Source organism: Flavobacterium sp., from assembly GCF_047602195.1.
Lineage (GTDB): Bacteria > Bacteroidota > Bacteroidia > Flavobacteriales > Flavobacteriaceae > Flavobacterium.
The window spans coordinates 1,367,171-1,392,389 of the sequence record NZ_JASGHW010000004.1; the positions used below are offsets into that span (position 1 = coordinate 1,367,171).

The following is a 25,219-nucleotide window of genomic DNA, read 5'->3' on the forward strand; positions in this document are numbered from 1 at the left end:
AAATCACCCTGCAAAATTACAGAAATATTGCAGATTTTTGTTCGGATTGGATTTATTTCCAAAAATGGCGGTTATCGCTTCAACAACTGCATTTCAATTACTATATTTGCGGGCTAAAAGCGTAAAATTCAAACGGCAACCGACTGGATAATGGAGCAAAACAAACCGCACGAAGATTGGGATTTGGTCATCAAAGGACATTCGTCGCTTTTTGATCTTAAGTTTGCCGATGTGTGGCGCTACCGCGATTTGCTGCTGCTTTTTGTCAAACGCGATTTCGTGAGTTTTTACAAACAAACGATCCTCGGGCCGCTGTGGTTTTTCATTCAGCCGATTTTCACGACCTTGGTTTTTACGTTCGTCTTTGGCAACCTGGCCAAGATCGACTCCGATGGATTGCCGCACTTCCTGTTTTACCTTTCGGGCGTCACGGCCTGGAATTATTTCTCGGATTGCCTGATCAAAACCAGTACGGTGTTTAAGGACAACGCCAATATTTTTGGGAAGGTCTATTTTCCGAGGCTCATCATGCCGCTGGGTATTGTGGTGAGCAACCTCGTGCGTTTTGGCGTACAGCTCATTTTGCTCATCGGCGGAATGATTTATTTCAGGAACGATTTTCACATGCCCATTGCGGTCATATTCTTCCCGGTTCTGGTGTTGCTGATGGCGTTGCTCGGGCTCGGGCTCGGGCTCATCATCACCGCGATGACCACCAAATACAGGGACTTGAGTTTCCTGGTCACTTTCGGTGTGCAATTGATGATGTACGGGACGACCGTGATTTATCCGCTCAGCGAAGCCCAGGCGAAATTCTCCGATATGGCCTGGCTCATCGAGCTCAACCCGATGACCGGAATCATTGAGGCTTTCCGCTATTGCTTACTAGGTAAAGGCGAATTTACATTGGCAAGCATTGGTTATTCGGCCATGGTGACCGTAGTGGTTTTATTCCTCGGGATTGTCATTTTCAACAAGACCGAAAAGAATTTTGTAGATACGATATAATGAGCAAACCGATCATCAAAGTAGAAGATTTGTCTAAAGCCTACCAGATTGGGCAGTTCGGCACCGGCACCATTTCGCGCGATTTGGAACGGTTCTGGACCACCAAGATCAGGGGCAAGGAAGACCCGTTTTTACGCATCGGCGAAGCCAACGACCGCAGCGTCAAGGGCGCCAGCGATATCGTGTGGTCGCTCAAGGACATCAATTTCGAGATCAATGAAGGCGATGCCGTCGGGATCATCGGGAAAAACGGCGCCGGTAAAAGTACGCTGCTCAAATTGTTGTCGCGCGTGACAGGACCGACTACGGGCCAGATCAAGGTCAAAGGCCGTATTGCCAGTTTGCTTGAAGTAGGGACCGGTTTCCATCCCGAACTCTCCGGACGCGAAAACATCTACCTCAATGGCGCGATCTTGGGCATGCGCAAAAAAGAAATCACGAGAAAACTCGAAGAAATTATAGACTTTTCGGGTGTCGAACGCTATGTCGACACGCCCGTAAAGCGTTACAGCAGCGGGATGTATGTGCGATTGGCATTTGCCGTCGCGGCGCATCTCGAGAGCGAAATCCTCATTGTCGATGAGGTTTTGGCCGTGGGCGACGCCGAATTCCAAAAGAAATGCCTCGGCAAAATGGGCGATATCAGCAAAGGCGAAGGCCGTACCGTCTTGTTCGTGAGCCACAACATGGCCGCGGTCAAGAGCTTGTGCAACCAGGGCATCGTGCTCGACAAGGGAAGGCTTGTGGATTACAGCGGTGTGGACGATGCGATTGCGTTCTATTCGGCCAATTCGATGAAAGATTTCGATTCGCCGAGCGTGCACAAATCCTTCGGCGATAAAATTACGATCACCAATACCGAAATCCGCAGCAACGGATTGCCGATCGGCAAAGGCGAAACGCTCTATCTGGGCGACAAGATCGAAATGAGCGTGAGCATGGACATCCACGAAAACATCTCCGATTTGTCGATTGCAATGGACATCCTCAACACCAATTCGGAACTCATGGCACACGTGAGCAACGAGGACGACGGCGCCAATTTCGGCAAACTGCTCAAAGGACAACAACTCACCGTGACGATCCGCACCGATGCGCTGTTGTTCATCCCGGGTTCGTTCATGATCAATTTCTGGATCGGGGCCGGCCATATCGAATCGATCTATACGATCAAGAATTTCTTCAATTTCCACCTCGAACAGAGCAATTTCACCAAGCGTACGCGGCCATTGCCGCAGCATTCGCGTTTGTACCTGCCGAGTTTCTGGAACATCCAAACCCGCGAGCGATGAAGGTCAACATAGGCTATCTGGTTTCCTACGATTACCATTATTTGCTGACTTCGGTGAAGCTGTTGTACGAGCATGTCGAAAAAATCCATGTGGCGATCGACAAGGACCGTTTGACCTGGAGCGGCAATACATTTGAAATTCCCGAATCGTTTTTCGAGGAAGTCAAAGCCTTCGACACGAAGAACAAAATTGAATTTTATTTCGACCAGTTCTATGTCAAGGAACTCACGCCGATGGAGTGCGAAACGCGCGAACGCAACCTGCTCATGAAAAAAATGGGCAAGGGTTGGCACATCCAGCTCGATGTGGACGAATACGTGTATGATTTTCCGGTGTTGCTGCGTTACCTCAAAAAATACTGGTACCTCAATATTTTTCCGAAACTGACGCCCGTGCAATTCCGGGGCAAGATGGTCACGCTTTATCGCGAATTGCCCGACGGTTACCTGTACATCGAGAACAACGAACGCTTTACGTTTGTGACCAATGCGTCGCATTACACGCTCACGCGGCATACCTTCCCGATGAAAAGCCATTTCATGAGTATGACCGCGATTCACCAATCCTGGGCGCGTCCCGAAGCCGAAATCATGACCAAGATCATGAACTGGGGACACCGCGATGATTTTGATACGATGGCCTATTTCGATTTCTGGAAAAACCTCGACAGCAGCAATTACAAGGATTTTGAGAATGTACACCCGACGCGTCCCGATGTGTGGAACAAACTGCAATACATCAAGGCCACCTCGATTGACGAATTCATCGACCAATATGCCAAGAATCACCCGCAAAGGCTGATCCCGATCAACCCGTTTTACATGGTCAAGACGGGATTCAAGAAAATCTTCAAAAAACTGTTCTGATGCGTTTGTCGGTAGTCATATTGGCCAAGACCGATACGAAGGCATTGTATGAGATGACGATGCGCTGCATCCGGACGTTGCAGGAATCAGAGGCGCAAACCGATCTCGAAATCATCTTGATCGAATCGAACAAAACCTACCGCGAATCGGGTTTTGGTTATCCGGCTGAAGTGAAGGTGATGGTGCCGCAGGAAGCGTTCAACTTCCATCGGTTTCTCAACATCGGTATCGAGCAGTCGACGGGCGATTACATTGCGCTGTGCAACAACGATCTGGTGTTCCACGACAATTGGTTTGGCGAAATCTATAAAGTCGCGCAACAGCATCCCGATATCTTGTCGTTCAGCCCGTCGGGCATTTACCACCAAGGCCACCAGCCGGGCGCTTTTGCGATCGGTTACCGCGTGATGATCCATTTGATGGGGTGGTGTTTTGTGGTCAAAAAGGAAATTTTCGACCGCATCGGGCCGCTAGACGAGACCTTCGATTTTTATTATGCCGACAACGATTATGGCATGACGCTGCGGTACTTGAACATCAAGCATGCGATCGTGTACAATTCGTATGTCGAGCACCTCGAGCGCAAATCGGTGCCCAAGGTCAGCAATACCCAACCCGAACAGCAGGCTTTTGTCAAGAATTATAAAATCCCCAAATACCTCAAGCATCCGAACTATGCTTGGGTTTTCGACAGCGAAAAGTATTTGTCGGGCATCCTCAAATACCACAATAAATGGGGCAGTCCGCGGTTTTTGCTGCGCAAGAACAAGCTGGCCGATTTGTTGATCCGCAACCATCTGGGTTTCCTGAACCGCTTCTTCCTCAAAATTAGGTTCTAAAATTCCGCCAAGAGTAAATTATTTGCTAAGTTTACGGGCTTGCAAACCGTAAAGAAATCCCATGACCAAGGTTGTCCTGTTATCGCAATTTCCGCTGCCGTATGCCCATATCGGAAGCTGGACGACGATGTACCGCAATTACCTGCAATCCAGCCATGAAATCGACACGATCATTTGCGAGTCGCCCGTGCAGCGTTTCGAGAACGTACGCTACCAGATCGTCACGCAAAGCCCATTTTTGCAATGGCGCAAGAAAATCAGCAAGAACAATCATTTGGGCTATATTGAGGCGTTTGCTGAGATTTTTCGCCCCGATGAACATTACATTTTGCAGGTCGTGGACAATTTCGGGTTGGCCAAGGCTTTGCAGCAGTATATCGAAAAGAAAGGCATCCGCAAGAATTGTTACCTGCAGTTTTTTTACCACGGGCACGTTCCGTCTGAGCCGGGTTACAATAACGTCTTCTTTGAAAAAACCGACGAGATTGTCGTGTTGACCCACAGCGCCTACGAAGCATTCCGCAACAAATTCAATGTCTTGCCGTCTCGTTTTTCGGTGCTTTACAACGGGATCGACACGCAGAAATTCCACCCAATTACGGCAGAGGCAAAGTCAGAACTCAAGAAAAAACATGGTTTCGAAGGCAAGAAAATCTTCATGTGGTGTTCGCAGGACCGTCCCAAAAAAGGCTTGCATTTGATGCTCGACAGTTGGAAAATCCTGCACAAAATGCATCCCGAAGCCATTCTGCTCGTCATCGGTTGCGAACCCAAAGAGCCACAATCCGGCGTGTTTTACGGTGGCCGGATTGCCAATGACCTTTTGCCGCAATACTACCAGATGTCCGATGCATATCTGTTTCCGACGCTGTGCCAGGAAGGTTTTGGCATGAGCCTGATTGAGGCCCTGCATTGCGGCTGTTATTGTATCGCTTCGGCCATGGGCGGCGTACCAGAAGTATTGCAAAACGGCAAATTGGGGCAATTGATCGAAAAACCACATTTTGTGGATGAATGGATTGCCGCGATCGAAAATTACCTCAAACACCCACAAACATTCGATATTTCAAGAGATTTATACACCGCGCAACAATGGAACGAACGCATGACCGCCTTGATCCAAAGTGCCAAACGCCATTTCGACTGATGGGAAAAACGATTGCAATCATTCCTGCGCGTGGCGGTTCAAAAAGGCTGCCCGGTAAAAATACCAAGGAACTCAATGGGCTGCCTTTGCTCGCGCACAGCATTTTGTACGCGCAGGCGCATCCCGAACTCATCGACGACATTTATGTTTCGACCGATGATGCCGAGATCAAAGCCGTTGCATTGCGTTTTGGCGCCAAGGTCATCGATCGTCCCGTGGCCATTTCGGGCGACCTGGAACCGACAGTTTCGGCACTCAAGCACGTGATTTCGCATGTTTCGGCCGATACGATCGTACTGTTGCAGCCCACCAATCCGCTACGACCGACGGGGCTGTTGTCAGAGGCGCTCGCGATTTTTCGGGAGAATAACTGCGACAGTTTGTTTACCGTCACGCGCAGCCACCACAAGCTGGGGCGCATCGTCCATGAACGGTTCCGGCCCTTCAACTACAAACCGGGACAGCGCAGCCAAGACCTCGAACCGTTGTATTTTGAAAACGGTTTATTATATATTAGCACAAGAAAATTGATACTTGCCGATACGATCATGAGCCCAGACGCTTTTCCGTTAGAAGTAAACCATCCTTTTGCCTCGGTCGATATCGATACGCAGCAAGATTTCGATTTTGCCCAATACTTATTAAAACAAACCCCTTAATGGATTACAAGACAATTGCCAAAGCAGGTTATAAAAAATTCGCCTTCGTAGAAGGAAACCAATACATTGCCAGTGAATATGCACTCATCAAGATTCTAGAGCTGGTCAAGGATTTCAAGGTGAAAAGCATCCTTGAAGTAGGATTGGGCATCGGTTCGATTTCGGATACGATTTTCCATTATGCCAGGCAAAACGGTCTCGACATCCAATACACGGGCACCGAAGCCAATGACTATTGCCTGGATGCCCTGCCCAAAAATGTGGTCGATTACCACAAGATTGAATTGTACAACGAGATGTCGCAAATCAAGCAAGGCAGTACTTTCGATTTGATCATCGTGGATGGTTCGGACGATTCGTTCCAAAAGATCGCGGGCTATTGTAAGGCCGATACCGTCATTTTCATCGAGGGCTACCGCGGCGTACAGATCGTGCAGTTCATGAAGATTTTCCCCAATTCGCTGCGGGCCGAAACCATTTCCCCGAGCAAAAACCCGGCATACGGCCCGTTTCCGGCCGATCGATGGGGCGGGGGCGGCCAATTGATTTTTACCAATCCCGGACTTTATCAGAAATGGTACTGGCTCATCGAAAAAGGAAACAGTTTCATCAAAAACAGAATGAGAAAATTCAAAGGTTAATATGAGAAATCCATCCATACAGATCGGCAACCGAATGGTAGGCCCGGATTATCCGCCACTGGTCATCGCCGAAATCGGAATCAACCACGAAGGCTCTTTGGCCGTAGCCAAGGAAATGGTCGACGCGGCGCATCGCGCGGGTGTAGAAGTGGTCAAGCACCAAACCCACATCGTCGCCGACGAAATGAGCGGTGCCGCCAAAAAAGTCATCCCCGGAAATGCCGATGTGTCGATTTATGAAATCATGGAACGCTGCGCACTCGACGAAGCCGAAGAACTCGAACTCAAACAGTACGTCGAAAGCAAAGGCATGATTTTCATCTCGACGCCGTTTTCGCGTGCGGCCGCCGAACGTTTGAAGAAATTCGACATTCCGGCCTACAAGATCGGGTCGGGCGAATGCAACAATTATCCGTTGCTCGAACACATCGCCTCGTTTGGCAAACCCGTGATTTTGAGTACCGGCATGAATACGATCGAAAGCGTGCGCAAGGCTGTCGCGATTTTCGACAAACACAACGTTCCGGTAGCCCTGTTGCATACGACCAATTTGTATCCGACACCGATCCACTTGGTGCGTTTTGGCGCGATGGTACAAATGCACGAGGCGTTTCCGGATAAGGTTTTCGGGCTCAGCGACCATACGCTCAACAACAACGCCTGTCTCGGCGCGGTGGCTTTGGGCGGCAGCATCCTCGAGCGCCATTTTACCGACCACATGAACCGCACCGGACCGGACATCGTCTGCAGCATGGACGAACAGGCTTGCCGCGAATTGATTGTGGGCAGTGCCGAGATGGCCCAGATGCGCGGCGGTACCAAAGAACCTGCAAAAGAAGAACAGGTGACCATCGATTTTGCATTTGCGACGATCTGTGCGATTGCCGACATCCAAAAAGGTGAAGTTTTTACCAAGGAAAATATTTGGGTCAAGCGTCCCGGAACCGGTGAAATCCTCGCCGATAAATTTGAGGCCGTACTCGGAAGAACCGCCACACGGGACATTGCAAACGATGAGCAGTTAACCTTTAACGACATTCAAGATGGACAAACTTTATGATTTGAACAGGAGATTTGAATACGAAAACGAATTCTACGCCACGGCCGACCCGGCGCGGTTCAGCAAATTTTTGTCGCACCTGGAATTCTTCAGGCAAACGGCCACCGTGCGCGGGGAAATCGTAGAATTTGGGATTTTCAAGGGGAATTCGTTTTTCCGTTGGATCAAATTCCGCGACCTGCTCGAACAAACCGGCAGCCGCAAAGTGATCGGGTTTGATATTTTCGGGGATTTTCCCGAAGCGGTTTTCGAAGAAGACAAATCCAAACGCGATGCATTCGTGGCCGAAACCAATGGCGGCAAAAGCATCTCCTACGAAGAAATCAACGAATTGCTCGACAAGCAAGGGCTGAACAAAAACGTCGACATCATCAAGGGCGATATTTTGCAGACCTTGCCCGATTACCTCGACAAAAATCCGCACCTCAAGATTTCGCTCTTGCACATCGATGTCGATCTGTATGAACCGACCAAGATAGTACTCGAAAGATTGTACGACCGCGTCACCACGGGCGGCATCATCATCTTTGACGACTACGGCGCCTTTGCCGGCACCAATAAAGCCGTCGACGATTTCTTTGCGCAGAAAGCCGAAATCAAGAAACTTCCGTATTCGAACGCCATTTCTTATATCGTCAAATCGTAGTGAAAAGAATCTTATTTCTTACCGGTACACGCGCCGATTTCGGCAAGATCAAATCGCTCATTTCGGCGCTCGAAAACGCGCCAGGATTTGAGCCTTTTGTGTTTGTGACCGGCATGCATCTGCAGCAGGAATACGGTTATACGCTTATAGAAATCGAACGATGCCATTATAAAAACATCCATACTTTTTCGAACCATACGCACGAAACCACCATGGATTTGACCCTGGCCAAGACCATCGAAGGTTTGTCGGCCTACGTCAAGCAATGCGATCCCGAAATGATCGTGATCCACGGCGATCGTGTGGAGGCACTCGCGGGTGCCATCGTGGGCTCGCTCAACAATATTCTCGTGGCGCACATCGAAGGCGGCGAGGTTTCGGGGACGATCGATGAACTCATTCGTCATTCGACGAGCAAGATGAGCCATGTGCATTTCGTGTCGAACCAGCAGGCCAAGAACCGTTTGATCCAGATGGGCGAATTGGCCGAATCGATTTTTACGATCGGTTCGCCCGATGTCGACATCATGTTTTCGGATGATTTACCCGATTTGCCGACCGTCAAGTCGTATTATGACATCGGTTTTGAAAAATTTGCGATGGCGATGTTCCATCCCGTGACGACCGAAGCCAAGTTCATGCAGCAATACGCCGATGCCTTTGTTGAGGCTTTGCTCGCGGACGATCGGCATTACATCGTCGTCTACCCGAACAACGACCTGGGCAGCCAATCGATTCTGAGGGCGTACGACAAACTCAAGAATCATCCGCGTTTCAAGGTGTATCCTTCGTTGCGCTTCGAATATTTCCTGACTTTGCTCAAAAATGCCGAGTTCATCATTGGGAACAGCAGCGCCGGGATTCGTGAGGCGCCTTATTACGGTTTGCCGATCATCAATATTGGGACGCGTCAGCAAAACCGGGCGCTCCATGCCGATATCGTCAATGTCGGTTATGACGTGCAAAGCATCCGTCACGGGCTAGGGATGATCGGTTCGCATAGCCGTTCGGAAGCCAAAGCCGATTACGGGACGGGCAACAGTGCAGCCTTGTTTCTCGAGTCGCTGCAGAATGACGCCATCTGGGCGTTGAACCACCAGAAACAGTTCAGGGACATTTGATTGCAGAAATCGCCGCGTAATTTTTTCATTCGTCAGAAATAAACGATATTTGGCATTCAAAATCGTGCGCGCAACATGCAGAAAAACAAATTGCTTTTATTGTTTCCCGACGGGGTAGGAATTCGGAATTACTTGTACTCCAGGGTGTTTGACGATGCCGACGCGGAATTGGTTTTGATGCACAATTTCAGTCCAGATACGATTACTTATCTCAGGCAACTCAAGGATTTTTCGCAAGAGGTTTCCATTCCCGATTATACCGAATCGGCCAAAGAGCGTTTCCTGCGCGAACTCATCTGCCTGTGCCGTTTGCGTTACAATGCGCGGATGGCCCAAAATCCGGAGATCCTGTACAATTGGAACACCAAACACAAGGGATTTTCCAAACGGCTGTTTTACAAGGCAATCGAAAGGCTTGCGCCGTTTTACCGCAGTTACGACTCGATCCTGAAATTGGAAACGGCCTACCAGAAAGCCCTGCGCAAGAATCCGTTTTATGCACAGGCCAAAATATTGCTCGAACAGATCAAACCCGACCGTGTTTTCTGTCTGCACCAACGCGGGCTCAAGATGCCGACGATTTTCGCTGCTGCGCAAGACTTGGGCATTCCAAGCGCTACCGTTATCTATTCGTGGGACAACCTGCCCAAGGCGCGAATGGCCTTGCTTGCCGACCGCTACCTCGTGTGGTCGACCCACATGAAAAACGAGATCCAGACGTTTTATCCCGAAATTCCCGAAAATCAAGTACAGGTTACCGGTACGCCGCAATTCGAGTTTTACCAGTATCCCGAATATGTGATGGATAGAAACGAATTTTTCGCCCAATACCAACTCGATCCGGATAAAAAAATCATTTGCTTTTCGGGTGATGACGAAACGACCTCGCCCGATGACGCCAAATATTTGGAAGACCTGGCCGAAGCCGTAGCCGATTCCGAACTGAAACAGCAATACCAAATCCTCGTGCGCCGTTGCCCGGTCGATTTCTCGGGCCGTTACCAGTCCATCATTGAAAAGCATGGCGATTTGCTCAAGGAAGCGCCGCCGTTGTGGAATTTTGGCCGATCGGCGGGTTGGTCAGAGGTGTATCCGCTTTATGAAGACGTGCGTTTGCTCGTCAGCACGGTGTATTATTGCGACATGGTCGTCAACCTCGGTTCGACGATGGCGTTCGACTTTTCGATGTTCGACAAACCTTGCCTGTTTCTCAATTACAACCAGCCCAACCGCAAGGATCCGAATTGGTCGGTTGAAAAAGTCTACCGTTTCCAGCATTTCAGGACGATGCCCGACCAGGCGGTATTTTGGCTCAACGGCAAGGAGGAAATCGTACAGCAAATACGGACCGCAGCCGCAAAAGGCATGGACCCCGACATGAAACGCTGGAGCCAGGTCATTTTAGAAGACCACCAAAAGGCGTCCCAGAATATCAAGCGACAGATCAACCCAACGCAAGCCGATCCGGTTTTAGAAAACAAATAAAAACAACAACCATGGTGCAATTTTTTAGGAATTTATTGTGGAAGTTTCTCGGAATCAAATATTACCGCTACCTCAAGGGGCGAAATGCGACTTGGCTCAAGGATGCCGCTTGGGCAAAGGTCGGGACCAAAACCTATGACAATGGGGCTTTTGTTTGGCGATGGTACCAGGGCAGTGCGCTCGAGATCGGCAATTACTGTTCGATTGCGGCCAACGTCAATTTTGTTTGCGACTCGGGTTACCATACCCAGGGCAACGTGACTTCGTTTCCGCTGTTCCACGAATTGGCCGGTGCGAACGATTCGGTGCACATCGATGGGAAGGATTACCGCGTGGGCGAAATCACCCAAAAATTACGGCCCCAAAAATCGGGTATTTCGATTGGACACGACGTTTGGATTGGAACCAACGCGACCATTCTGCCGGGGGTCAAGATCGGCAACGGCGTGACCATTTTGGCCGGGGCGGTGGTGTCCAAAGACCTCCCGGATTATGCGGTGGCGGGCGGCGTTCCGGCGAAAATCATTGAAATGAAACACGATCCGGAAATCATCGAAGCGATGAACCGTGTGGCCTGGTGGCATTGGCCCGAATCCAAAATCAAGGCCCATCTTGACGATTTTTACCTGCCCATCGAAACCTTTATCCAAAAACACCAGTGATGCACATCTGTTACCTGACCAATGAATACCCAAGACCCGATTTTCCGCACGGCGGCATCGGCAGTTTCATCAAGACGATGGCTACCGAATTGGTCAAGCATGGATTCCGCGTGAGCGTCGTGGGGATGAATTATGTGCCGCAACAGGAAGCATATACCGAAGAAGGCGTACACGTTTACCGCCTGATCCGTTACCACACCAAAGGCTTGAGCTGGTGGAACAATTTCAGGGAAATCAACCGTAAAATCCGCGAAATCCATGCGGAGCATCCGATCGATGTGGTCGAATCGGCCGAACTCGGATTGGCGTTCCTTCAAAAATTAAAGGGCATCAGATACGTGATCCGTCTGCACGGCGGGCATCATTTTTTCGCCGAAGGGGAAAACCGTGGCATCAATTGGTGGAAAGGCTTTCAGGAGAAAAGGTCGTTTGCGCGTGCCGATGCTTTTGTGGCCGTATCCGACTATGTGAAATCGCATACCCATAAATACCTGAGCTACCATGGCAATGAAGTGCCGCTGATCAGCAACCCGATCAACACCGATTTGTTCCAACCGTTAAACATTCCGGTTGTTCCGGGGCGCATTGTCTTTGCCGGAACCGTCTGTGAAAAGAAAGGGATACGCCAACTCATCCAGGCATTTCCGATCGTCAAACGCGCCTGTCCATCGGCTACACTTGAAATCTACGGAAGGGATTGGCAATTCCCCGATGGCAGTTCCTACATCGAAATGCTTCACAAAAAAGAATTCCCGCAACTGGGCGATGCGGGGGAAAGTATCCATTTTCACGGCTCGATCGCGCATGTCGACATCCCAAAAAAATACGCCGAGGCCGAAGTCTGTGTTTTTCCTTCGCACATGGAAACGCAGGGACTGGTCGCGCCCGAAGCGATGGTTATGCAGAAAACCGTGGTGTTCACCAAACTCGGACCGGGACCGGAAACCATCGAGGATGGAAAAACCGGATTGCTGTGCGATCCGTACCAACCGCAGGACATTGCCGACAAAATCATCTGGGCATTGCAGCATCCGGCAGAAGTAAAGCAAATACAGCAGAACGGGGCAGCCTTTGCACGAAACAAATATGCGCTCGAACCGATTGTCCAAAAAAACATCGCCTTCTACCAAACGCTGCGCAAATAATCTGCTATATTTGGACCACATCAAGCGATCCAGTACAATGAGAAACACCCATTTGGCCATCCTGTTTTACCTGTTGCTTTTTGGCTTGCTGTTGGGCTGTACGCTCAATTTCAATTATGTCGAAGGCGATGATGCGGCGACCATTTTGTACCATCTCTGTGGCCGGAATCCTTACATTCAACCGCCTTATGCCGCTTACCATTCCGGGATGGATTGGTTGCTGGAAATGAGCGGATTGCAGCAGGAAACCAGTTTGCGCGTCTTTGCCGTGTCGGTTTCCTTTGCGTCTGGATTTTTGGTGTTGGCATTTTTGGTTTTGTTGCTCGAAAGCCTGTTCAGCGGTGATTCGATCGTTACTGCCCGAAACCGTTTGTATTTTTACCTGCTGTTGCCATTGCTGTTGCCCGATCTGCTGTTCCACAGTTTGATCATCAACGCTTCCAACATCGCCTTTGCTTTGCTGTTGGCGTCGCTGTTGGTGTTCGTGCGGTTTTTGAAACGCGGGCAATACTTTTACCTGGTCGGATCGATGGTCTTGTTTGGCCTTTCGGTGCCTTTTCGTTGGACGATGCTCATGGCACTGCCGTTGTATGCCGGATTGTTTCTGTATTTCCATCCGTTTGGACATTATGGGAAAAGAACGTGGTGGCTTGCGGTAAAAATAGCAATAGCCAATAGCATCGGGGTTGTTTTGGCCCTGGTCTGTATTGGCATCAGCGGTTATGATTTGGCGGAGATACGGCAAACCATCACCTCCGGAACGGGCTATCTCGAGAAAAGCGAGGTTTCGGCCCTGGCGATGCTGGCCTCGGCAAGCGCATTCTTGACACCGGCCTTATTGCTGTTGTTGCTGTTTGCGTTGGTCAAACTGCGTGCGCTCAAGGTTGCCGGGCAATCCATTTCGATGGCGGTTCTCGGATTGTTGCTGCTTTCGGTTTCGCCCTTTTTATGGTTTGGTTTTTATCCGATGTACAAATATTCGATGACTGTGCTGCCGGCCTTGCTCGTGCTGCTGCTTTTGGGATTCGATTGGCTGATGAGACACAGGATCCTGCGGCCGGTGCTGCTAGCGGCGGTGGTTTTGCCTTGGCTCGTCGGGATTGAAATCGAGGCCAAAGGCACTTTCTGTGGCCCGGGATTCGAGATGCATACCAATCGGGTGGGCCAAAAGTACGACACCGCGACCCGCAAAAATCCCGACAACAGAATCAAGATCGAAAGCATCAGTCCCGTTTTTGGCGCTGGGTTCTACATGCCGATGGCAGAAGGTCCGCGACCTTTGTACGGTTACGGCTATGTGTTGCTGGGCGGACAATGGAAAAAGCAGATCGATCTCTTTACACAGGAACGCGAACAAATGTTTGCTTTTTTAGAGCAGCATCCGAAAGCCAGGTATTTTCAGGAAGGAAAATTTTATTTTTTGTGCGACCTTTACAGGCACGGATACAGCACCAAAACCAGTGTACAAAGAAGTTTTAACGGTGGTTTTTATCTTTACAACAAAGGGAAAAAAGGATTGATCATCAATGAATTTCCAACGGGAGACAAGCTGCAGCGCGTCGTGGAAAGCATCAAGGAATGGCCTTTCCCGGTTGTGATCCGTTCGTCGTATTCGAACGATATCATGCAACTCGCCCAAATGGCCGATGTCACACTGATCGGTCCGTTTACCGCCATAAGCAACAAATAATATGAAGTTTGCCATCATCACACAAGTACCGCATTTAACCGAAAAAGGCCAGTATTGGTCCTATGCGCCCTATGTGCGGGAAATGAACATCTGGTTCAAATATGTCGATGAGGTCATCGTGGTCGCGCCGCTGTCGGCCCAACCTAAATCGGCGGTCGATATGGCTTACGAACACCCAACGATCAATTTCAGGGAAATCAGCGACTTCAACATCCTCAATATGGCGTCGATCGCAAAGACCATGTGGAAAATCCCGCGCATCGGTTTCCGCATTTTCAGGGCGATGCAACGGGCAGACCACATCCATTTGCGTTGTCCGGGCAACATCGGGTTGCTGGGCTGCTTCCTCCAGATTTTGTTTCCGGGCAAACCCAAAACGGCCAAGTATGCGGGAAATTGGGACCCGGATGCGCGCCAACCCTGGAGTTACAAATGGCAACGTTGGATTTTATCGAATACTTTTTTGACCAAAAACATGCAGGTGCTCGTCTATGGCCAATGGCCTGGAAGTTCCCAAAATATCAAGCCTTTTTTTACGGCCACCTATAAAGAATCCGATAAGGTTCCGGTTGAACCGCGGTCTTTCGCAAGCGGTATCCGGTTGTTGTTTGTCGGGACATTGGCCCCGGGCAAGCGTCCGATGTATGCGGTTCAATTGGTCGAAAAGCTACGCCAATTGGGGAATCCGGTCACTTTAGAAATGTACGGCGAAGGAAAAGAGCGGGCCAGTCTCGAAAGTTATATTTCGCAGCATGGGCTCCAAGACGCCGTGTTCCTGAAGGGAAATCAATCCGAAGCGACCGTTAGGATGGCCTATCAACAAAGTCATTTCCTGCTGTTGCCGTCGCAAAGTGAGGGCTGGCCCAAAGTCGTGGCCGAGGCCATGTTCTGGGGTTGCCTTCCGGTTTCGTCATCGGTTTCGTGCGTGCCGGACATGCTGGGCCATGGCAAACGGGGCGTGCTGTTGGAGATGGATCTCGAAAAAGACGCTGCCCAAATTTCCGCCTTGCGCTCCGATCAGCAACGGTACCACACCATGGCGGCGGCCGGGATGCAATGGTCGCGGCAATACACGACCGATGTATTCGAATCCTCGATCCGGCAATTGCTCCAAAATTCCGTCAAAAGATGAAAGACAAACGAATCATACAACTCATCGACAGCCTCGAAGCCGGTGGTGCCGAACGCATGGCGGTCAACTATGCCAATGCACTGCACCGCGAAGTGGGGTTTTCGGGTTTGGTCGTCACGCGAAAGCAAGGGCCGTTGCGCGAACAATTACAGCCACAGGTTCCATATTTGTTCCTGGACAAAAAAAAGACACTCGACTGGAAAGCCCTTTGGGCGTTGCGCCGATTTGCGGTAAGGCACCAGGCCAATATCCTGCATGCGCACAGCACTTCTTTTTTTCTGGCAGTTTTGCTCAAATGCATCTATCCCAAAATCAGGATCATTTGGCACGATCATTATGGGAACAGTGAATTTCTGGAGAAACGGGAGCACAAGGCGCTCAAAATGGCTTCGGTTTTTTTTGCCGGGGAAATCGCGGTCAACCAAAAGCTGCTCGATTGGGGCAAGCGCCACCTGCGTTGCCAGGAAGTGATCTACCTGCCCAATTTTGTACTCGAGGACAATCTCAAAGATGGGCGAAAGGAAACAGTGTTGCAGGGCCAAGAAGGCAAACGCATCTTGTGTCTGGCCAACCTCCGTCCGCAAAAGGGCCATTTTTTTCTATTGGACATTGCCCAAAAACTCAAACAAAGTCATCCCGATTGGACCTTCCATCTGGTGGGAAAGGATTTTGGGGACGATTATTCGAAACGTTTGCACGCCCAAGTCGAAGCCGACGGTTTGCAGCAACACGTTTTCATCTACGGATCGCGCAATGATATCGCGGGCATTTTGCGCCAAGCCTCGATTGGGATCCTGACTTCGCATTCGGAAGGTTTGCCGGTTTCGCTGCTCGAATACGGGCTGTTTAAACTGCCGGCTGTCGTGACCAGGGTTGGGGAAATTCCCGAAATCATGGACCACAGCCAAGGCATTATTGTCGGTGATGGCGATCTGGATGCTTTCGTTTCGGGTTTGCAGCAGATGATCGACGATAAAAATGTACGCGAAAATTACGCAAATGCCTTGCATAATCTTATTTATACTACTTTTGTCGGGGACGCGGTTTTGGGGAAATACCTGAACTGGCTTTCGCGCATCAATGCCAATGGATAGAGAAAAAACTTTTCAGGATGTCATGAACGAATTGGGTAAAACCAAGATCGTTATCGTTTCTACATACCTCATGCTGTTTTCCTATTTCTACAACCTTCCGGTGATGACTTACAGCGTAAAGGGAAACAACGAATTGCGCATCTTCGACTTTGCGGGGCTCGTGATCATGATTTTTTACTTCAGGAATTACAACCTGCTCAACGGCATCATCAGCAATACGCAGGTACTCCGGTTCCTGCACCAGTTCTTGTTTTATTGCAATTTCATGATGATCCCGACCTGTGTGCACGCGATCATTGTCGACAAACCGTACTGGATTTTTCAATCGCTGCTATACCTGTTCCACTTTTGGGCGTTTTACATCGCAACGATATTCCTGATCATCATCATACAGGATTTGAAACACCTCAAACGGATTGTCACCTGTACGCTTATCTTTGGCTGCCTGTGTTTTCTGATCGTGATCCTGCAGAATTTCAAATTGATCCCATTTTTGTGGAACGCCGAGTACGAACGCGGTTACTACGGGTTTTTATCGGGTACACTGGGGCCAAACAAGATCGTATTGGGCATGACCACGCTGATTGTGTTCGTGCTGGCCGTCGGATTGGTCAACGAAAAAAGAGTCCAGATCAGCAAGACGCTGCTCATAACGACCATCATCATCTCGCTGATTACCTTGATCTTGAGCGGTTCGCGAACTTCCTATGTGGGTTTGGCCGTTTTCCTGTTGTACTTTTTCATCCGTGAAACCGGTAAATTCATCATCACGACCATCGTCCTGACGGTCATGATGATTGGGGTTTCTGCCGTCACGCCGATGCTCGTCGAAAAAATCAAGGAAGTCTACGAAGTCCGCGTCGAGAAGAAAATCAAGAGCCCGAATGCGCTGCAATCGGCCAGGGCCGACGAGCTCTACGAAGATTTGGGGTCGGGCCGAAAGGAGCTTTCGATGCTGTACCTCAAATACCTCTACGACAATCCTTACATCATTCCGTTTGGGATTGGATTTAACAACAGGCTCGACCTGATTTCCTCGGCGCACAATACGTACCTGAGCTTGATCAATGAAGTCGGGCTGGTGGGGGTTTTTATGTATTTCCGATGGCTCGTGGGGTATCTTTTTGTCAAGATGCCCAACTTTCCCAATATGCGAATGGCGCTCAAAGGATTGGTTATTTCGATGCTCGTTACTTTGTTCTTTGGCGAACAATTGTATATTTACCGTGTATTATTCGGGCTTCTCGGATTGTTTATGTTTGTCACGATCCTTTTGATGTCACCAATTTTTTTAATCAAGAATGAAAATCAACAAACTGCATAAAGCCAAGATTGCGGTCGCCATCCCGTATTACAATGCGTCGAGGCACATCTGCGACGTGGTGGCCAAACTTCCCGATTTCATTGATGCGGTGATCATTACCGATGACAAAAGCCCGGAACCGATGGACCAGGACGCGATCCGTTTGGCGGCCCAGCATCCGATGCAAATCGTTTTCCTCGAAAACCCGGTCAACCTGGGCGTCGGCGGGGCCACGATGAAAAGTTTCCAGTATGCCATCGACCACGGATTTGAGATTGTCGTCAAGATGGATGCCGACGACCAGATGGATCCTAAATTCCTGCCCCAATTGATTTTTCCGTTGCTCAAGAACGATGCGGACATGGCCAAAGGCAACCGTTTCCGCGATTTGAACGCGCTCAAGAAGATGCCGTTCGGGCGTCGGATGGGCAACCTGATGTTGTCGTTCCTGACCAAGATTGCGACCGGCTATTGGAACAATTTCGATCCCAACAACGGTTATCTTGCGATCAAGGTGTCTTACCTCCAACAGCTCGATTTCTCCAAACTTTCGAGCCGCTATTTCTTTGAGACCTCATTGATCTCGCAACTTTATTTCATCAAGGCCAGGATCAAGGACGTGGCCATGCCGGCCATTTACGGCGATGAAATTTCGAGCATGAAGGTGTGGCACATGCCGTTGGTGTTTTCCACGAGCCTTATCAAAGTGTATTTCAAGCGGATTTTGAAGGAGTATTTCCTTTACGATTTCAACATCGCCTCTTTGTACCTGCTGACCGGATTGCCGCTGTTCCTTTTCGGGGTGGTTTTTGGCATCATCAAATGGATTTACTATTACTCGCACGATATTTTGGCGCCTACCGGGACGATCATGGTTTTTACCTTGTCGATCATCCTCGGTTTCCAATTGCTGTTGCAGGCGATCCAATACGACATCATCAATGCACCCAAACCCAATAACTGATTATGAATTACAAGAAGGTATTGCTCGTCCTGTTTGTCAATGTGTGCATCGCATTGGGGTATTATATTGACAACCGCGACGCCAGCGTCTTGGAAATTTCTTCGGATTTGGCCAACATCATCCCGATCTGCAAGAAGCTCGACAATCCGGCGCTGTACCAAAACGATTTGTACCTGAGTGACATCAACGATGTCAAATATTACACGCCTTTTTATGTCGAAACCGTCCGCGGATTTGCCCAACTGACCCACGGCGATTACCTACAGGCACTCAACCTTTTGAGTTTTTTCTCGCACATTTTGTATGGGGTGTTGTGGTTTTTCTTTTTCTACACCTTGCGCCGGGACTTTCTGCTGGCCTTGGCCTTCTCGGTTTTTTTCAGGGGAATTTTATGGCCGCCTGGTGGCGAATTGTTGGGCATTTCGAGCTTGTGGACCATTATGCCGCGCACGTTGTTCATCGCCCTGGCACCGCTGCCGTTTTTGACCTACTGTTACCTCAAGAAGTACCGCATGGCGGTTTCGGGTTTGATTTTGGGGCTGTTGCTCAATTTCCATCCCATCAGTGGCGTGGGATTGCTGGTTGTCTGTGCTGCGGCTTTCGTGGCCTACCGCGGTTTTGAAGAAAAAAAACTCAGCCTAGCCATGTGGCGCGACCTGATTGTTGCGGGCGTGTTTTTCGGGATCGGGATGATGCCGTACCTGCTGACCTATACGACCAACATCAAGGTCGATTTGCAGTACAGCCAGGCGTTGTACAACGAGGCATTTTTGCAACGGATCAGCGGTTCGTTTCTCGACCCGATGATTTTTATCCCAGCCTGGAGCCGACCGATTACCTTTTTCCTGCTGATTCCTTTCCTGGGGTATTATTTTTTCGACCGTTCGGAAGGCAAAAGGAATTTCAAGATTTTGTTGTTTACGATACTGGTGCTTTTTATTGCGGCCAATAGCTTTGTTTATGTAGAAAGCGCGGCCAATCGATTGCTGCACAAAAACATCCGGATGGCGTTCCAACTGATCCGCATCCAAAAGCTGTTGCTCGTGCTGTTGCAGATTGGACTTTACCTGTTTATCGTGGAACTTTTCTCCCGTTTTGCGGTCAAGGAACTGTACAAAAGGATTGCCGTCATCGGCTTCTTTGTTTTCCTGTCGCTGTCTTCTTTGCCTTTGTTTGCCAAGATTCCGGTGCTCGGCGACGACCTCATGACCAATATTTATCCTTCCACGCTCAAGGTTTCCAATCCAGACGAATTGGGCCGCAACAGCGACATTAGCCACATGATCGATTACATCAAACAGCACACGCCCAAGGATGCCGTTTTTTATGGCAGTTTTTACATCAGGGCCGGTGCAGACCGCTCGGTGGTGCTCGACGGAAAAGGTGCGGGAATGCTCATCGAGGGCAATGCCAATAAATTTGTGCAGTGGTATTTGGACATCCAAAAGCTCAAAACGATGGGCCCGGAGCAGAAAATTGCTTTCTTGAAATCCAAAAAAGTCAGTTATGTCGTCACCGATAAAATTGAACCCGGGATGATATTGGTCAATAAAATAGGCGCGGTTTATCTGTTCAAGATTTAAAAAGAATCGATTCCAAGTAGGGTAAAGGCTGCGCGGATTGTTTGTGTGTTATCAATTTATCCCTTAGTTTTACGCACTTAAGATTTCTAAAGTCAAGACATGAATGTAACCAAGAAACTGTTCAAGCAAGCCATTGCAGATTTATTGCACCACCAAGGAACAGATGAAGTTTTGTCGGAAGCGGCCCTTCCGGCCTATGCGCACAAAAATCCCATCATCGATTATATTTTCTGGAAACGGCTTTCGGTGGCTTCTTCGTTTATCGACAGTTTGGATAAAGCCAATGCCGAGATTTTGGATTTTGGTTGCGGCACGGGCGTTTTTTCGTATGCGATGGCGCAAAAAGGACACCGCTTGTATGCCTTGGATCTTGATTTGACGCCGGTTCGATTGCTCTCCAAGACCATTTCGTATCCCGACAGCATCCATTTTGTTCAAGGCGATTTCTTCAAGCAGGATTTTCAAAGGACGCACCTTCGATTTTATTGTGGCTTTTGATGTATTGGAACACATTCCGCTCGACATCCTGCCCGAATACCTCGAGAAATTCAACAGCTTGCTCAAACCCGACGGTTACGTGATCGTGTCCGGTCCGACCGAAAATATACTGTACAAAGTCGGGCGCAAATTGGCGGGCAGCGATTTTACGGGGGAATACCACGAAACGACGATCGGGAAAATAAAAGAAGTCTTCAACCGCTTTTTTAAGGTGCAGATCCTGAGGAAATTGGTTTGGCCCTTTATTCTTTTTGAAATTTTTTCCGCCCAGAAAAAGTAATTTCCATTCAGAAAAGCAATCCTTATGGCGTCTCTGAATCTGCTGTATATCGGTAACAAATTGTCTGCACACGGCGCCAACACGACCGGGATAGAAATGCTCGGCCCGCTTTTGGCGCAAAATGGCTATGTGGTGCGCTATGCTTCCGATAAGAAAAACAAGCTGTCGCGTCTGCTGGACATGGTCTGGAAAACCATTTCGTTGCGCCAAACTACCGATTATGTACTGATCGATACGTACAGCACCGTCAATTTTTGGTATGCGGTGGCCGTGAGCCAATTGTGCCGGTTGTTTGGTTTGAAATACATTCCGATCCTGCACGGGGGTGATTTGCCGAACAGGCTGCGTCGCAATCCCAAGCTGTGCCGGTTGGTTTTTTCCCATGCCCATGTCAATGTGGCGCCTTCGGGTTACCTTTGGGAGGCGTTCCGAAATGCCGGATTTCAAACCCTCAAGATTCCGAATGCCATCGATACGGCCCATTATGTGTTTACCGAAAGGAAAAAATTAAAGCCCAAATTGCTTTGGGTGCGTTCTTTTTCGGATTTGTACAACCCGCAAATGGCGGTAAAGGTGCTGCATGAAGTCAAAAAACAATTTCCGGATGCCGAGTTGTGTATGGTTGGCCCCGATAAAAACGGCAACCTCGAAAAAACCAGACAACTGGCCGAAAGCCTTGGGGTTTCGGTTGAATTTACGGGAAAGCTGTCCAAAGCCGACTGGCTCAAACTGTCCGAAGCTTACGATATTTTCATCAACACGACCCATTACGATAACATGCCGGTCAGCGTGATCGAGGCCATGGCACTCGGGATTCCGGTGGTTTCGACCAATGTGGGCGGTTTGCCTTTTTTGTTGGAACATGGCAAAACGGCCTTATTTGTTGCGGATAATGATACTGATGAAATGGCAAAATGCGTGATAAATCTCATTAATGACCAAGAAATAAAAAGTAAAATAGTTCAAAATGCGTTTTTGCTTACCCGTGAATTTGACACCCAAAAAGTGCAATCGGCCTGGCTTGAAATTTTACGATAGATTTAAGATTGTCAGCATTTATTCACTAAATTGCGTGACTTAAATCTAGCGTTCCTGCTTGTATGGTCAACAACAAAAAAATACATTTCGAAATTTCTGAGCGGAAGATCCTGCTGCGGATTTTTGATATCATTTTTGTCTTGCTCGGATTGTATATTGTTGGCGACATTTTTTTCAACTTTGTTTATTTCAACATTTCGACGACCAATTTTTATTGGGTAATCGTCCTGGGATTGTACATCAACATCATCGGTACGGTATTCGAGATGTACAATCTGCAAGTGGCCAGCAACCAGTTTCAGGTCATCAAGAGTACGATCCTGACCGCTTCGACCACCGTTTTGATTTACCTGTTGACACCGATTTACACGCCGGTGTTGCCGTCAAACAGGGTGCAGATTTTGTATTTCTTCTTGGCCATTTTATTGTCATTGCTCATTTGGCGCCTCATTTATGTACATTTTCTCGCATCGAGCCGTTTCATCAAGAAGGTCATCTTGATTTGCGACCGCGACCAAGTGGAGGAACTGGTTACGGGACTCGAGAGCGTCGATCCGCATTACAAAGTCATGGGCTATGTCAACTCAGACAGTATGGGGAATGCCGCGTCGGAGGTAGACGAATTCATCCACCACATCGACATCGATGGAGTGGAGCGGTTCGTGACCGAAAATTCGATTTCCGAAGTCGTCATCGCCTCGCAAAAAACCGACGGGATTACCGTCAACCTCTACAACCAATTGATCCACCTGCTCGAGCACGGTTTCATCATCCGCGAATACACGCAGGTCTATGAAAACATTACCCAGCGCATTCCGGTGCAGTATGTGGCGCGTGATTTTTACCGTTATTTTCCGTTCAGCCGCAGCAACCAGAACCATTTGTACCTGCTCGTGGTGCGCATCCTTGAAATCCTGATTTCATTGGTCGGCATTGCCATGACGTTGGTGTTGTTTCCATTTATCCTGCTGGGCAACCTGCTGGGCAACCGCGGTAAATTGTTTTACACCCAGGAGCGTGTGGGCAAGAACGGCGAGGTGTTCAAGATCCTTAAATTCCGTACGATGGTCAAGAATGCCGAAAAGGACGGTGCCGTCTTTACGACAATCAACGACTCGAGGATCACGGCCTTCGGCAAGTTTCTGCGAAAGGCGCGCATCGACGAATTCCCGCAGTTCATCAATATCCTCAAAGGCGATATGGCGGTCATCGGGCCCAGACCGGAGCGTCCTGTTTTTGTGGCCGAGATTGCCGAAAAAATGCCTTTTTATGAAACGCGTCATGTCATCAAGCCTGGACTCACGGGTTGGGCGCAGGTCAATTATTCGTATGGGGATTCGATCGATGACAGCTTAATCAAGTTGCAATACGATCTGTATTACATCAAGCACCGCAGTATCTTCCTCGACATCAACATCGTATTCAAGACTTTCAGTACGATTTTATTCTACCGCGGCCAATAACAATCAGTATTTGATTTTCCGGAAACGGACCACCACTGCCAGCAGCAATCCCAAGAAAATGAAGTTGCAGATGCGCGCGATATAATCGCCATATTTGACGTAAAAAGTGAGTTGGTCGTTGAGTTGTACCGTTCCGTGCAATGCAATCTTTTCGCCATATTTCGTGCGGCTCGTGATGTCGCCTTTCTGGTTGATGAAGGCCGAAATCCCGGTGTTGGCGCTGCGGGCGATGTCGCGTCTGGTTTCAATGGCGCGCAACGAAGCAAACGTCAAGTGCTGTTTGTGGCCTTGGGTCGTGTCCCACCAGGCATCGTTGGTGATGATGGCCAGAAAACCCGCGCCGTTTTTCACAAACCCCGATACATATTCGCCGTAAACCGATTCGTAGCAGATGATCGGTGCGACCTTTGTGCCATCGTCGGATGTAAACGGCGTGCGCTCCTTTTGGATGGTTTTGGTCGAAATCGTCCCGCCCAGATCGAGCATGAAATTGCCCAGCAATGGCTCCAAAACTGATTTGTACGGCAGGTTCTCGATGCCTACAACGAGTTTCGATTTGTAGTATTTTTGGATGGCGGGGTCGTGGTTGATGAACAAGGCCGCATTGTAAAAATTGACCCACATGCCCGGACGGTACAGGTTCGAGGACGGTGTGACATTTTTTGGATCGAATACAAAATTATAGGTGTCGATGCCCCACAACAATTCCGCTTTCGGATGTTGGCGCAGGTAGTTTTTCATCATCATCAAACTCGGCGAATAATAGAAATTGTCGAAAGGTGCGCTTTCGGCCAGAACCGTTTCGGGTGCGATCAGGAATTCGGTTTGCGGCGTGATGACGGCGTCGGCCTGTTCGAGCAAGCCTTTGGTGATGAGGTAATTCGGGGTGTCGTATTTTTCGGTGTACGGATCAATATTGGGTTGCAGCAAAACAACTTCCTTGGTTTTTCCCGTCGATTCGTAAGTGTAATAGATCCACATCGAAATGACAATCGGAACCGCAATAAACACGGCGGTTTTCGGTAAAATAGATTTTATAATCGCGCGGAAATTTTCCTGTTTGCTGTTCTGGATAGCTGTAAATACAAATGCATTAATGGCTAAAATCCAAAGCGAACCGCCAAAGGTTCCGGTGTATTCATACCATTGGATCCACTGCGGAAAATCGGCGAACACATGTCCAAGGTTGAGCCACGGCCACGAGAAATCCCAATTGAGGTGGAACTTTTCGAAACTGATCCAAAGCGCCACCAGGAACAACAACGCCCATTGGCGCTCGATGCGTTTCGAAACCACGTGATAGCCCAAAAACAAAACGCTCATGAGCAACGAATTGACGAGTACGGCAAACAGCATCCCGACTGCCGAGGCGTAAAAAAGCCACCAGGTCGTGATCAGGTTCCAAAGCAAAAAAGTGAGGTAGGCGTTGGCCAATACCTTGATCTTGACTTTTTTTCCGGTTCCGCGTAGTTGGGTTTCGGCCATGAGTAGCGGGACGAATCCAAAGAAAATGAGCAATGGAAAGCCGTAGGTAGGCCAGCTCAGTGCCAATAACAATCCCGAAAGTGCAGAAAGGAACAGGGGTTTCTTGAGCAATTCCATC

At 49.0% G+C, this 25,219-nt stretch carries 24 protein-coding genes; 23 read left to right on the forward strand and 1 reads right to left on the reverse strand.

The genetic code is table 11. From position 1 onward, the window contains the following. The first annotated feature begins 150 nt into the window (after nt 1–150). The 23 genes from QM717_RS12170 (at nt 151) to QM717_RS12280 (ending at nt 23,616) form a co-directional block, all read left to right on the forward strand. The gene (locus tag QM717_RS12170) at nt 151–1,008 is read left to right on the forward strand and encodes an ABC transporter permease (RefSeq protein WP_415037735.1); all 858 of its coding nucleotides are present in this window, start codon (nt 151–153) and stop codon (nt 1,006–1,008) included. Beyond that, nucleotides 1,008–2,300 carry a polysaccharide ABC transporter ATP-binding protein gene (locus tag QM717_RS12175; protein WP_415037736.1) on the forward strand — a complete coding sequence of 431 codons (1,293 nt, stop codon included), beginning with the start codon at nt 1,008–1,010 and terminating at the stop codon, nt 2,298–2,300. The genes QM717_RS12170 and QM717_RS12175 overlap by 1 nt, the downstream gene beginning before the upstream one ends. Next, nucleotides 2,297–3,166: a hypothetical protein gene (locus QM717_RS12180; RefSeq protein ID WP_415037737.1), complete on the forward strand. Its 870-nt coding sequence runs from the start codon at nt 2,297–2,299 to the stop codon at nt 3,164–3,166. Before QM717_RS12175 ends, QM717_RS12180 begins: the two co-directional genes overlap by 4 nt. After that, entirely contained in the window at nt 3,166–4,005 is an 840-nt protein-coding gene (locus QM717_RS12185; RefSeq protein ID WP_415037738.1) for a glycosyltransferase family 2 protein, read from the forward strand. Before QM717_RS12180 ends, QM717_RS12185 begins: the two co-directional genes overlap by 1 nt. 61 nt (nt 4,006–4,066) lie before the next feature. Then, entirely contained in the window at nt 4,067–5,152 is a 1,086-nt protein-coding gene (locus tag QM717_RS12190; protein WP_415037739.1) for a glycosyltransferase family 4 protein, read from the forward strand. Further along, entirely contained in the window at nt 5,152–5,811 is a 660-nt protein-coding gene (locus QM717_RS12195) for a cytidylyltransferase domain-containing protein (RefSeq protein WP_415037740.1), read from the forward strand. Before QM717_RS12190 ends, QM717_RS12195 begins: the two co-directional genes overlap by 1 nt. After that, on the forward strand, nt 5,811–6,452 hold the full coding sequence (locus tag QM717_RS12200) for a hypothetical protein (RefSeq protein WP_415037741.1): 642 nt from the start codon (nt 5,811–5,813) through the stop codon (nt 6,450–6,452). Before QM717_RS12195 ends, QM717_RS12200 begins: the two co-directional genes overlap by 1 nt. 1 nt (nt 6,453) lies before the next feature. Then, nucleotides 6,454–7,512, forward strand: coding sequence for an N-acetylneuraminate synthase (neuB, locus tag QM717_RS12205; RefSeq protein WP_415037742.1), 1,059 nt, complete (start codon nt 6,454–6,456; stop codon nt 7,510–7,512). A 1-nt stretch (nt 7,513) separates the two neighbouring features. Further along, complete coding sequence (locus QM717_RS12210; RefSeq protein WP_415037743.1) at nt 7,514–8,158, forward strand: TylF/MycF/NovP-related O-methyltransferase; 645 nt, start codon at nt 7,514–7,516, stop codon at nt 8,156–8,158. Continuing rightward, on the forward strand, nt 8,158–9,279 hold the full coding sequence (gene neuC, locus QM717_RS12215; RefSeq protein WP_415037744.1) for a UDP-N-acetylglucosamine 2-epimerase: 1,122 nt from the start codon (nt 8,158–8,160) through the stop codon (nt 9,277–9,279). Before QM717_RS12210 ends, neuC begins: the two co-directional genes overlap by 1 nt. Nucleotides 9,280–9,354: 75 nt before the next feature. Then, a complete protein-coding gene (locus QM717_RS12220; protein ID WP_415037745.1) occupies nt 9,355–10,764 on the forward strand; it encodes a hypothetical protein in 1,410 nt (469 codons plus the stop codon). An 11-nt stretch (nt 10,765–10,775) separates the two neighbouring features. Beyond that, nucleotides 10,776–11,426, forward strand: coding sequence for a CatB-related O-acetyltransferase (locus tag QM717_RS12225; protein WP_415037746.1), 651 nt, complete (start codon nt 10,776–10,778; stop codon nt 11,424–11,426). Next, nucleotides 11,426–12,571, forward strand: coding sequence for a glycosyltransferase family 4 protein (locus QM717_RS12230; protein WP_415037747.1), 1,146 nt, complete (start codon nt 11,426–11,428; stop codon nt 12,569–12,571). Before QM717_RS12225 ends, QM717_RS12230 begins: the two co-directional genes overlap by 1 nt. A gap of 37 nt (nt 12,572–12,608) precedes the next feature. Then, a complete protein-coding gene (locus tag QM717_RS12235; RefSeq protein ID WP_415037748.1) occupies nt 12,609–14,261 on the forward strand; it encodes a hypothetical protein in 1,653 nt (550 codons plus the stop codon). A gap of 1 nt (nt 14,262) precedes the next feature. Then, a complete protein-coding gene (locus tag QM717_RS12240; protein ID WP_415037749.1) occupies nt 14,263–15,393 on the forward strand; it encodes a glycosyltransferase family 4 protein in 1,131 nt (376 codons plus the stop codon). Next, complete coding sequence (locus tag QM717_RS12245; RefSeq protein ID WP_415037750.1) at nt 15,390–16,487, forward strand: glycosyltransferase; 1,098 nt, start codon at nt 15,390–15,392, stop codon at nt 16,485–16,487. The genes QM717_RS12240 and QM717_RS12245 overlap by 4 nt, the downstream gene beginning before the upstream one ends. Beyond that, nucleotides 16,480–17,811 carry an O-antigen ligase family protein gene (locus QM717_RS12250; RefSeq protein WP_415037751.1) on the forward strand — a complete coding sequence of 444 codons (1,332 nt, stop codon included), beginning with the start codon at nt 16,480–16,482 and terminating at the stop codon, nt 17,809–17,811. The genes QM717_RS12245 and QM717_RS12250 overlap by 8 nt, the downstream gene beginning before the upstream one ends. Beyond that, on the forward strand, nt 17,789–18,754 hold the full coding sequence (locus QM717_RS12255; protein WP_415037752.1) for a glycosyltransferase family 2 protein: 966 nt from the start codon (nt 17,789–17,791) through the stop codon (nt 18,752–18,754). Before QM717_RS12250 ends, QM717_RS12255 begins: the two co-directional genes overlap by 23 nt. Before the next feature lie 2 nt (nt 18,755–18,756). Beyond that, nucleotides 18,757–20,337, forward strand: coding sequence for a hypothetical protein (locus QM717_RS12260; protein WP_415037753.1), 1,581 nt, complete (start codon nt 18,757–18,759; stop codon nt 20,335–20,337). A gap of 99 nt (nt 20,338–20,436) precedes the next feature. After that, nucleotides 20,437–20,835, forward strand: a complete 399-nt coding sequence (locus tag QM717_RS12265; RefSeq protein WP_415037754.1) for a class I SAM-dependent methyltransferase — start codon at nt 20,437–20,439, stop codon at nt 20,833–20,835. Further along, nucleotides 20,825–21,115 (forward strand): hypothetical protein, encoded by a 291-nt coding sequence (locus tag QM717_RS12270; RefSeq protein WP_415037755.1) that lies wholly within the window; start codon nt 20,825–20,827, stop codon nt 21,113–21,115. The genes QM717_RS12265 and QM717_RS12270 overlap by 11 nt, the downstream gene beginning before the upstream one ends. Before the next feature lie 24 nt (nt 21,116–21,139). Beyond that, nucleotides 21,140–22,153 (forward strand): glycosyltransferase family 4 protein, encoded by a 1,014-nt coding sequence (locus QM717_RS12275; protein ID WP_415037756.1) that lies wholly within the window; start codon nt 21,140–21,142, stop codon nt 22,151–22,153. A gap of 62 nt (nt 22,154–22,215) precedes the next feature. Continuing rightward, on the forward strand, nt 22,216–23,616 hold the full coding sequence (locus tag QM717_RS12280; protein WP_415037757.1) for an exopolysaccharide biosynthesis polyprenyl glycosylphosphotransferase: 1,401 nt from the start codon (nt 22,216–22,218) through the stop codon (nt 23,614–23,616). A 3-nt stretch (nt 23,617–23,619) separates the two neighbouring features. Here the strand turns inward: QM717_RS12280 and lnt are convergent, their stop codons facing one another. After that, nucleotides 23,620–25,218 carry an apolipoprotein N-acyltransferase gene (lnt, locus tag QM717_RS12285; protein ID WP_415037758.1) on the reverse strand — a complete coding sequence of 533 codons (1,599 nt, stop codon included), beginning with the start codon at nt 25,216–25,218 and terminating at the stop codon, nt 23,620–23,622. Nucleotide 25,219: the final 1 nt, after the last annotated feature.

Excerpts from the sequence above, each read along its gene's own strand:
- QM717_RS12170 (WP_415037735.1), top strand. The coding sequence starts at position 151 with ATGGAGCAAAACAAACCGCACGAAGATTGGGATTTGGTCATCAAAGGA.
- QM717_RS12175 (WP_415037736.1), top strand. The coding sequence starts at position 1,008 with ATGAGCAAACCGATCATCAAAGTAGAAGATTTGTCTAAAGCCTACCAG.
- QM717_RS12180 (WP_415037737.1), top strand. The coding sequence starts at position 2,297 with ATGAAGGTCAACATAGGCTATCTGGTTTCCTACGATTACCATTATTTG.
- QM717_RS12185 (WP_415037738.1), top strand. The coding sequence starts at position 3,166 with ATGCGTTTGTCGGTAGTCATATTGGCCAAGACCGATACGAAGGCATTG.
- QM717_RS12190 (WP_415037739.1), top strand. The coding sequence starts at position 4,067 with ATGACCAAGGTTGTCCTGTTATCGCAATTTCCGCTGCCGTATGCCCAT.
- QM717_RS12195 (WP_415037740.1), top strand. The coding sequence starts at position 5,152 with ATGGGAAAAACGATTGCAATCATTCCTGCGCGTGGCGGTTCAAAAAGG.
- QM717_RS12200 (WP_415037741.1), top strand. The coding sequence starts at position 5,811 with ATGGATTACAAGACAATTGCCAAAGCAGGTTATAAAAAATTCGCCTTC.
- neuB (WP_415037742.1), top strand. The coding sequence starts at position 6,454 with ATGAGAAATCCATCCATACAGATCGGCAACCGAATGGTAGGCCCGGAT.
- QM717_RS12220 (WP_415037745.1), top strand. The coding sequence starts at position 9,355 with ATGCAGAAAAACAAATTGCTTTTATTGTTTCCCGACGGGGTAGGAATT.
- QM717_RS12225 (WP_415037746.1), top strand. The coding sequence starts at position 10,776 with ATGGTGCAATTTTTTAGGAATTTATTGTGGAAGTTTCTCGGAATCAAA.
- QM717_RS12230 (WP_415037747.1), top strand. The coding sequence starts at position 11,426 with ATGCACATCTGTTACCTGACCAATGAATACCCAAGACCCGATTTTCCG.
- QM717_RS12235 (WP_415037748.1), top strand. The coding sequence starts at position 12,609 with ATGAGAAACACCCATTTGGCCATCCTGTTTTACCTGTTGCTTTTTGGC.
- QM717_RS12240 (WP_415037749.1), top strand. The coding sequence starts at position 14,263 with ATGAAGTTTGCCATCATCACACAAGTACCGCATTTAACCGAAAAAGGC.
- QM717_RS12245 (WP_415037750.1), top strand. The coding sequence starts at position 15,390 with ATGAAAGACAAACGAATCATACAACTCATCGACAGCCTCGAAGCCGGT.
- QM717_RS12250 (WP_415037751.1), top strand. The coding sequence starts at position 16,480 with ATGGATAGAGAAAAAACTTTTCAGGATGTCATGAACGAATTGGGTAAA.
- QM717_RS12255 (WP_415037752.1), top strand. The coding sequence starts at position 17,789 with ATGAAAATCAACAAACTGCATAAAGCCAAGATTGCGGTCGCCATCCCG.
- QM717_RS12260 (WP_415037753.1), top strand. The coding sequence starts at position 18,757 with ATGAATTACAAGAAGGTATTGCTCGTCCTGTTTGTCAATGTGTGCATC.
- QM717_RS12265 (WP_415037754.1), top strand. The coding sequence starts at position 20,437 with ATGAATGTAACCAAGAAACTGTTCAAGCAAGCCATTGCAGATTTATTG.
- QM717_RS12275 (WP_415037756.1), top strand. The coding sequence starts at position 21,140 with ATGGCGTCTCTGAATCTGCTGTATATCGGTAACAAATTGTCTGCACAC.
- QM717_RS12280 (WP_415037757.1), top strand. The coding sequence starts at position 22,216 with ATGGTCAACAACAAAAAAATACATTTCGAAATTTCTGAGCGGAAGATC.
- lnt (WP_415037758.1), bottom strand. The coding sequence starts at position 25,218 with ATGGAATTGCTCAAGAAACCCCTGTTCCTTTCTGCACTTTCGGGATTG.